Annotated in this window: 1 protein-coding gene; it reads left to right on the forward strand. The window is 54.3% G+C overall.

Going from position 1 to position 9,635, the window contains the following annotated elements:
• A partial coding sequence (locus ACO0LB_RS19850; RefSeq protein ID WP_423052309.1) for a beta strand repeat-containing protein occupies window positions 1-9,635 on the forward strand: 9,635 nt, incomplete at both ends.

Here is a 9,635-nt window from a genome sequence, read left to right on the forward strand (position 1 = left end):
AGCGAAGGCAACATCAGTGCAGGAGCACAACTCAACCTGAACACCGTCAACAGCCTGAGTAACCTGAAAGGCACACTGCAAGCCAAACAGATTGGCATCACGGCAGGCAGCATCAACAACAGCGAAGGTAAATTACTGGCGACAGGCAACAGTCCCTTCAGTATTCATGCAGACAACGACCTCACCAACAACCAAGGCTTCATCGGAGGCAATGGTGATGTGCTACTGACAGCGGCAAACATCAGCAATACTGGTGGCACCGTGTATGCGAAGACCGGGCTCAATGCTGATACTGCTGCACTTGATAACACCGGAGGTACATTGCAGGCAGACGACACTTTAAATGTCAAAGTCAGTCAGACACTGCTCAATCGCAATGCTGTACTACAAGCGAAACAGCTTACTCTGCAAGCACCATCGATAGACAATAGTGGCGGCAAGATCATTCAATTGGGTAGCACAGATACCACGTTGTTATTGACAGGTGCACTGAACAATACAGGCGGTGCAATTCTTAGTAATGGTAACGAAATGCGTGTGCAGGCGGCTTTTATTGACAACACGCTGGGACAGATCAGTCATGCTGGTAGTGGCAATTACACGATGAAGAGCGACGGCGATATGATTAATGATGGCGGCGTAATCAACGCAGCACATGACATATTGATTACAGCGCAGACGCTCAAAAATGGCATCAGCAATGCGAAAACTGGCAGCATTCAAAGTAATGGTGCGGTCGATATCCTTACTAGTGTTGGCATGATCAATCATGGCGATATTAGTAGTGCAACTCAACTGACTGTACAGACGCCCGGTGCGATTGATAATAGCGGAGGGATTCTGGAGTCTGCAAAGGCAATGAGTCTGAACGCCAGCAGCATCAACAATAGTGACGGACGCATCGTATCCATCGATACCAGTGATGTGACTTTGAATACCACTGGCAGCATGGTCAATGATCGAGGCGTACTCGGCGGCAATGGTGTGCTTGTGTTGAACAGCCGCGATTTGTCCAACGCCAATGGCAAAATCTCTGCAGTGGGTAATCTCGACATCCACGCGGCGTCTGTTCTTAACAGTGGCGGCTCGATCCAGTCACAACAAGTCCTGACGCTCGACACTGGCGCAACAGGTGCGATTACCAATACCCAGGGCGGCTTGCTGGGAGCGAATGAGATCAATCTGACTTCTCCCAATTTCATCAATGCTGGTGGTCGTTATATCCAAACAGGTACAAAAGACACAACACTACGCATCAACGGCGTGTTTAATAACAGTAACGGCGTCGTTGCAACCAATGGTAATAACTTCACGATACTGACAGACGGTATTAACAATAACCACGGCATCATCCAGCATGGTGGTAGCGGCCAACTGACGCTGATGCTGCCAGGCGATATTACCAATAGCGTTGGCACGATCAGTAGTAATGGTAACGCCGTGATTAACGTCAATAACCTGACTAACACAGGTGGTGCCAAGCTGGAAGCGAACGGTGCGCTCACAGTCACAACTGCTAGCCTGTTGAATAACGCGGGCGGTACGCTGCAGAGCAACGGTGATCTGCACGTCAATACGCAGTCTATGAACAATATCGGTGGTGGAGCGTATTCGAACGGTACGCTGACATTAGGCGTACCGGAGTTTGACAACACCGGTGGCACATTGTCTGCCAATCAATTGGTGTTGCAGCAATGGAAGACCGTTAAAAACGCTGGCGGAAAAATCATTCAGAGTGGTGCGGGCGATCTCAATTTTATCGTTGACCAAAGCATAGAAAATGCCAATGGCATCATCGCAACGAATGGCAATATTCACTTAAGCGGTACCAGCCTGAACAACCAGAGTGGACAAATCCGTGCGGCGAACGGTGGTGTACTTATTGTTGATGCCGCAAGCGGCATCAACAACACCGGTGGCAATATGGCTAGTGCCGGTAGTATGACGTTGACCACACAGAACGACATGAACAATAGCAGTGGCACGCTTGAAGCGACAGGTGCGCTGACTGTGCAGGCAAATTCCATCAATAATCAGGCAGGTAGAGTTGCCTTACTCAATGGCAGTCGCTTGTCATTGACATCTGCCAATGAACTGAACAATAACCTGGGCAACATCGTCGGCAATGGTGTCGTGAATATCGCCGCTTCTACCGTCAGCAACAATGCAGGACAAATTGCCAGCATCAGTGATGTGAGCCTTGTGACCAAGAACATCTCCAATATCGGTGGAGCAATCCAGGCGCAACAACAACTGAGCATCAACACATCTTCAGCAGGCGCTGCAGGGAGCATTAATAACGCACAGCATGGCTTAATACAAGGTGGCCAACTGAATCTCCAGGCACCGAATCTGAACAATAATGGTGGCAGCATCATACAAACCGGCAGCACCGATACTGTTCTGACAGTGAACGGAAATTTTGATAATAGCAACGGCGTGCTTGCCACTAATGGCAACAATCTTGTCGTCAATGCGCAAGCAATTAACAACGATCAAGGACAGATAAAACACGGTGGTAACGGCAATCTACGTCTCGTCTTACCCGGCATCCTCAGTAATAATAACGGCACGATCAGCAGCAATGGTAGTGGCACCATCAGTGCTACTACCATTGCCAACGCCGGTGGCCGAATAGAAGCAGCAGCTACGCTGGATGTTTCTGCCGGAAGCCAGCTCAACAACAATCATGGCACGGTACAAAGTAACGGTAACCTCAATCTCACTGCGGCGACCATCAACAATCTCGGCGGCAGCGTCTATTCCAATGGCATCCTCAATCTGGGCGTGCCAGATGTGGACAACACCGGCGGTAGTATTGCGGCAAACCAGCTCAGCTTACAACAATGGAGTCGCGTACTTAACAGTGGTGGCCAGATCATACAAAGTGGTAGCGGCAATCTGAATTTTGCTGTGGCACAAAATATCGACAATGCCAATGGTACGATTGCAGCCAATGGTTCTATCTCTCTGAGCGGCGCAGCACTGAACAATCATGCCGGTAACATCCGTGCTGCGGGTTCTGGCAGTCTGGCTGTTAATGTCAGTGGTGCAATAGACAATGGCTCAGGCATTCTTGCCGCTGCAAGTGGCATCAATATTAGTGCTGCCAGTCTGGATAACCAGTCTGGTCAGATGACCAGCAATGGCCAGATCGTCGCCGGCATCTCGGGGAGTACCAACAATGATCAAGGAGTGATTGCTGCCAGTAGCGACACCCATATCAGTACCGGCACATTCAGCAATGTAGGCGGTACTCTCGCCGCAGTACAAGGTCGTCTCGAACTGACGACACCCAATGCGGTTAACAACACCAATGGGCGTATAGAATCCGGGCAGGATTTGACTCTGAATATGCCCGGTCTGACCAACACCAACGGCAATATCGCTGGTGACAATCTCATCATCAATACCCAAGGACAGACACTGGATAACACCAATGGCAAGATCGGTGCACGCAGTACTCTCAATATTTACTCCGGTTTGTTGAACAATGCGAGCGGCCTGATACAGTCCAATGGCGCGATGACCATCGATACCGGCTCACAGGCGTTGATGAATACTCAGTCCGGCAACAACGCAGGCATTGTTGGCCTCAACAGCATCTCCATCAAAACCGGCAGCCTGAATAATCAAGGTGGTTATATCGGTGCAACTGGTGCTTTAACCATAGACTCAGCGGGCAATGTTGATAACACACAAAATGGCACTATCGTCAGTCAGGCTAAGATAGGCATCAGTGCGACTGGACTCGCCAATCAAGGTGGCCAGATACAAGGCATGGGCGATATCACACTGGCTCTGGGATCGGGTCAACTCAATAACGATGCAGGACTGGTGCGCAGCGGCGGTACGCTGACGGTCAATGCAGGCAACATTTCCAACACGAACACACAAGGCAATAACACTGGTTTAGAAGGTGCCAGTGTCGTGCTGAATGCAACAACCGCTATCAATAATAATCAAGGCGCTGTCCGTGCCGATAAATTAATTGATATCAATACTCAAAATTTTAATAACAATGATGGCCTTGTCAGTTCAGCCGACACCATCTCTGGCAAGATCAACGAATTTGCTAATAACAAAGGCAAAGTACTGGCTGAAAAAGCCCTGAAAATCACAGCGACCAATATCACCGGTATCGGTGACTACATATCCAACGGCACACTGACGTTGGATTACGCGAGCGATTTCAACAACAGTAGCAAACTCGTTGCTGCTGGCGACATGCTACTCACTAGCACAGGCACCATCACCAATAGCGGCACCATCGGTGCCAACCACCTGCTGACACTCAAAGGTGCGGCACTGAATAATCAGGGAACCGGCCTGATCGTTGCCGATACGACCCATATCGACATCAGCGGCAGCATCAATAACCAAGGCACGATAGATGGCAACACCACCATCATCAATGCGGGTGAACTCAATAACAGCTATAAGATTTACGGCTCAGATCTGCAAATCAAAGCTGGCACCATCAACAATGCCAGCCATGCCGCCATCATGTCGCGCGGCAACATGACACTCGATGCTGGCAACCTCACCAATAACGAAGGCGCAGAGATATTTAGTGCCGGCAACATGACCATCAAAGGCGGCGATGTCAGTAATCTGTCTGCCAGAATTAAAGCCAACGGCAACATGGACATCAACGTCGCCAACCTACTCAATCGCGACATCCACTACGTTGGCTCCACCGTCGTCACCGATAGCCGCCACGTCATTGAATATCAACCTGTTGGTTGGCTCACGCACTACACACCGGATCAGGTAGCCATGCTTGGATATGACTACGGTCGCCTCCTGATTGACAGCGCCCAATACCCCATCGCAGTGTACGGCGGTGGACTCATGGACAGCGCGCTCGTGGTAAGAAATGGTGACAATGGACGAACAGTCGACTACGCTTACACACCGAGTGACCCGATCTGGGCCTTGATGGGCGTGACAGCCCCGCCAGCCCAGCCAACTGCGCCAACTTTCCTTGATCGCTGTGAAGCGTCAAATCCAGCGCCTATCTGCGAATCCTACCCCAGAGATTTGGACGCATGGAAAGCACTCGTCGAGCCTATCTACGCCCAGCTCGATACAAAAATCAACGCCTTCAACAGTGACCTGTGGAACCGTACCGTTGAGGACTGGTATACCTACGACTACAACGTCACCAGAACCGCCACCCAAATCACCAGTTCATCCCCCACTTCAATCGAAGTTGGCGGCACCCTCACATTAAGCGGCCCTGCTGGCTCCATTAAAAACGACTACGGTAAAATCGTTGTCGGCGGCGACATCGTCGGCACTGCCAAAGAGATTATCAATACAGCAGATGCAGCCGGCACGACAGACACCGCGCTGGGCACAGTCACCATGACCGAACTCGTCTCGGATGGATTTTTTGGCGGACACCAAAGAAAAACCTACGCCCCAGTAGTCTACAACCCTGCAAGCACGCCCATCTCTGGTGGTCAGGCGGTTCCTTACATACAGCAACAGACCAGCACCTCCAATGACAGTGCTCCAGCACATGGTAGTGTCAGCGTCACACAAACATCCAGCGGTGCCAATGAGACGAATGGAAACGTCAACAGCCGCAGCAACGGCAATGACGCGATCAATGTCAGCGGCCCTGCCGGCCTCAATGGCGGCAATGCCATCAGCGGCAATGGCGGTGCCAACGGGCAAAACATCGCTGGCGCACAAGCACAATTATCCAACGGGGTAATCAATAGCCCCGGCATCAGCGTCAACGCCAAGGTCAGCGACAACAACCCAACTGTTGTCAGTGGCTCTGGCAACAACACAACACCCACCAACGCCACCGCCAACACCGCCAATCAAGTCAATGGAACAACAACGGCGGCTATTGCAGGCAATGGTAACGATCAGACGGTCACCAACGCCAGCAGTGCTAGTCACATGAACGTCAATGGACAAGCCGTCGGCACGACCAGCACGATAAACCTGACCGTCGCCCCCAATGGCGCAGCCTCGAATGGTGCACAAACCGTCAACAGCACCACCGTGACAGCTATCGGCACCAACACAACGTCCGGCAACGTACAACATGCAACAACCACAGCCAGCAACGATATCCCGGGCACAGCCAACAGCACACCCGTACCAGACATCAATGGCACCCTCAACAGCGTCACCGTCAAGACCGCCAATGCCAATGTCAACAACAGTATCGGCAGCATCATCCGCGTCGTCACCGCTACCGGTAGCCCAGTCAATACAACACAAGCCAATCTAAGCGAAGTCAACGCCAACACAGGCGACATAGGCACAACAAGCAGCCCCAGCACCGCCACCAGCAAGCCCCCCCTCGTCATCCGCAGCAGCACCCCAGACAGCCGCATCCCCGACAACGTTGCCTACCAGATACCAACGCAACCGGGCAAAGGCTACCTCGTTGAAACCGATCCCCGTTTCGCCGACTACCACACATGGATCTCCAGCGACACCATGCTGTCCCAACTCAATCTTGATCCAGCCACCACATTAAAACGACTCGGCGATGGCTTTTACGAACAACAACTCATCGCCAACCAAATCATCCTCGCCACCGGACACCGCTTTATCGGCGACTACACCAGCGACGAAGCCGAATACGCAGGCCTCATCTCCGCCGGAGTCGCCTTCGGCAAAGCCCACCAGCTCAATGTTGGCACCACACTCAGTGCCGACCAAATGGCCCAACTGACCCAGGACATCGTCTGGCTCGTACAACAAAACGTCACCCTCCCGGATGGCAGCGTCCAAACCGTCCTGGTTCCCCAAGTCTACGTCGTCGTCCATGAAGGCGACCTCAAAGGCGACGGTACCCTCATCTCTGCCCGCAACATCCAACTCGACCTCACAGGCGACCTGAACAACACCGGCACCATCGCCACCACCGGCGGCAACAACATCACCGCCCACAACATCAACAACAGCAATGCCGGTCGCATTCAAGGCAACGACATCAACCTCAACGCCCGCACAGACCTCAACAATCTCTCCGGCGTCATTGCCGCTAACAACAACGTCCTGCTCACCGCCGGACGCGACCTCAACATCAACAGCAACACCATCAACAGCACAGGCCAAAGCGGCACCCGCACCGCCATCGGCGACATTGCCACCGTGATTGGCACCAACATCACCGCCAGTGCCGGACGCGACCTCAACATCCAGGGCGCCAGTGTCAACGCCAGCGGCGACATCCTCCTTGCCGCCAATCGCGACCTCCACATTGGCACCGTCATCTCCACCGACAGCACCGACCTCAACCTCACAGGCTACCTCCGCAGCCAAAGCACCACCCAAAGCGGCAGCAGCATCACCGCCGGCAACGATATCGCACTCGTCGCAGGCAACAACAAAAACAACGGCGAGCTCACCATCACCGGCAGCCTCCTCGCCGCTACCAACGACCTCAGCGCCAGTGCCAGCAACATCCGCATCCAAAGCGCCATCAACAGCAACTACACCGACATCCACACCCAACTCACCCACGCCACAGCCAGCGTGACCCAGAACACCCAGGACAACCTCGCCAGCATCCTCAGTGCAGGCAACAACCTCAACCTCATTGCCAAAGGCATCCTCGACACCACCAACAACACCGTCAACAGCGCAGGCCAAAGCGGCACAGGCGACATCACCCTCCAAGGGTCCGTCCTCAACGCCACCAGCGGCAGCCTCAGCCTCAACGCCAACAACGACATCCGCCTCACCGGACAACAACTGCACAACAGCAACACCACGGCCAGCACCTACAACGGCGGCACCCTCCTGTCCCGCACCGACAGCGACAAAGCCAGCAGCATCCAAAGCACCCTTAGCGCCGGCAACGGGCTGACCGGCAACCAAATCCGCCTCACCAGCGGCAACGACACCCTCATTACCGCCAGCGCCATCACCGCCATCAACGACCTCACCGTCAACGCCGGCAACAACCTCACCATCACCAGTGCCCAAAACACCAGCCAGAGCACCAGCCACAGCCAACAAAACGACAGCGGCCTGCTCAGCAACGGCACCAGCATCACCCTGGGTCAGCAACAACAAAACAACAACAGCACCGCCAACACCACCACCAACGTTGGCAGCCAACTCACCAGCACCAAAGGCAACACCAGCCTCACTGCTGGCAACAGCATCACCCAGAACGGCAGCATCGTCCAAACCAAAGGCGACCTCACCCTCACCGCCAAGACCATCGACATCAACGCCGTCAACAACACCAGCAACACCCACGACGAACAACACAACAGCCAAAGTGGCCTCACCCTCAGCATCAGCACCCCCCTGCTCGATGCCGCCAGTGCCACCAGTAAAACCATTGAAGCCCTCGACAACACCAAAGACCCCCGCTACCAGGCCCTTGCCCTCGCCAGCGGCGGACTCACCCTCTACAACACCGCCCAAGCCATCACCAAAGACCCCGCCAGTGCCGCCAGCATCAGCATCGGCCTCAGCTTAGGCAACAGCAGCAGCGACCAACAACACAACACCACCAGCACCACCGCAGTCAGCGCCACCCTCAATGCAGGCAACAACCTCATCCTCAACGCCACCGGCGCCGGCAAAGACAACCACATCACCATCACCGGCGGCCAACTCAGCGCAGGCAACAACGCCAGCCTCACCAGCGACGGCACCATCCTCCTGCAAGCCGCCGCCAACAGCGCCACAGAACAAAGCACCAGCACCAGCCACAGCGCCAGCCTGGGCATCAGCGCCAGCTTCGGCAGCAAAACAGGCATCGGCATCACCGCCAGCGCAGCCCAGGGCAACGGCAACAGCCAGGGCCAGGACCAATCCTGGACCAACACCCACCTCAACGCAGGCAACACCCTCAGCCTCACCAGCGCAGGCGACACCACCTTAAAAGGAGCCGTTGCCACAGCAGAGCGCATCATCGCCAACATCGGCACCAGCGGCCAGGGTCAACTCCACATAGAAAGCCTGCAAGACACCAGCACCTACCAAAGCCAGGACCACAACAACGGAGGCAGCCTCACCGTCGGCATCAGCAACATGCCCGTCACAGGCAGCCTCAGCGCAGGCGCAGGCAACCTCCAGAGCGACTACCGCAACGTCAAAGAACAAAGCGGCCTCAAAGCAGGCAACGGTGGCTTCCAGATCACCGTCACAGGCAACACCAGCCTGACCGGAGGCGTCATCACCAGCACAGACAACGCCGCCCAACAAAACAAAAACACCTTCCAAAGCAGCCAGGTCACCACCACCGACCTCCAAAACAACGCCAACTACCAGGCCCAAAGCTACGCCATCAGCATCAGCAGCAACGGAGCAGGCGCAGGTGTAGGCAATGCCAGCGGCAACAGCACCAGCCTCACCCCATCCGGCATCACCGGCATTGCTGGCAACAAAGACGCCAGAACCGGAGACAAAGAAACAGGACTTCAAAAGATATTCGACTCAAACGCAGTCAACAAAGAAGTCAACGCCCAGGTGCAGATCACCAGCGAGTTTGGCAAACTAGCCAGCACAGAAGTAGGCAACTACGCCCAGGCGCAATATGAAAAAGCCCTCGCCAACACCGACAAAGAAGGCATAGAGCAATGGAAAGAAGGCGGCACATCCCGCGTCCTGCTCCACACCTTGGTAGGAGCCCTGACAGG

It is taken from the genome of Undibacterium sp. SXout7W (genome assembly GCF_049339385.1).
GTDB lineage: Bacteria > Pseudomonadota > Gammaproteobacteria > Burkholderiales > Burkholderiaceae_D > Undibacterium.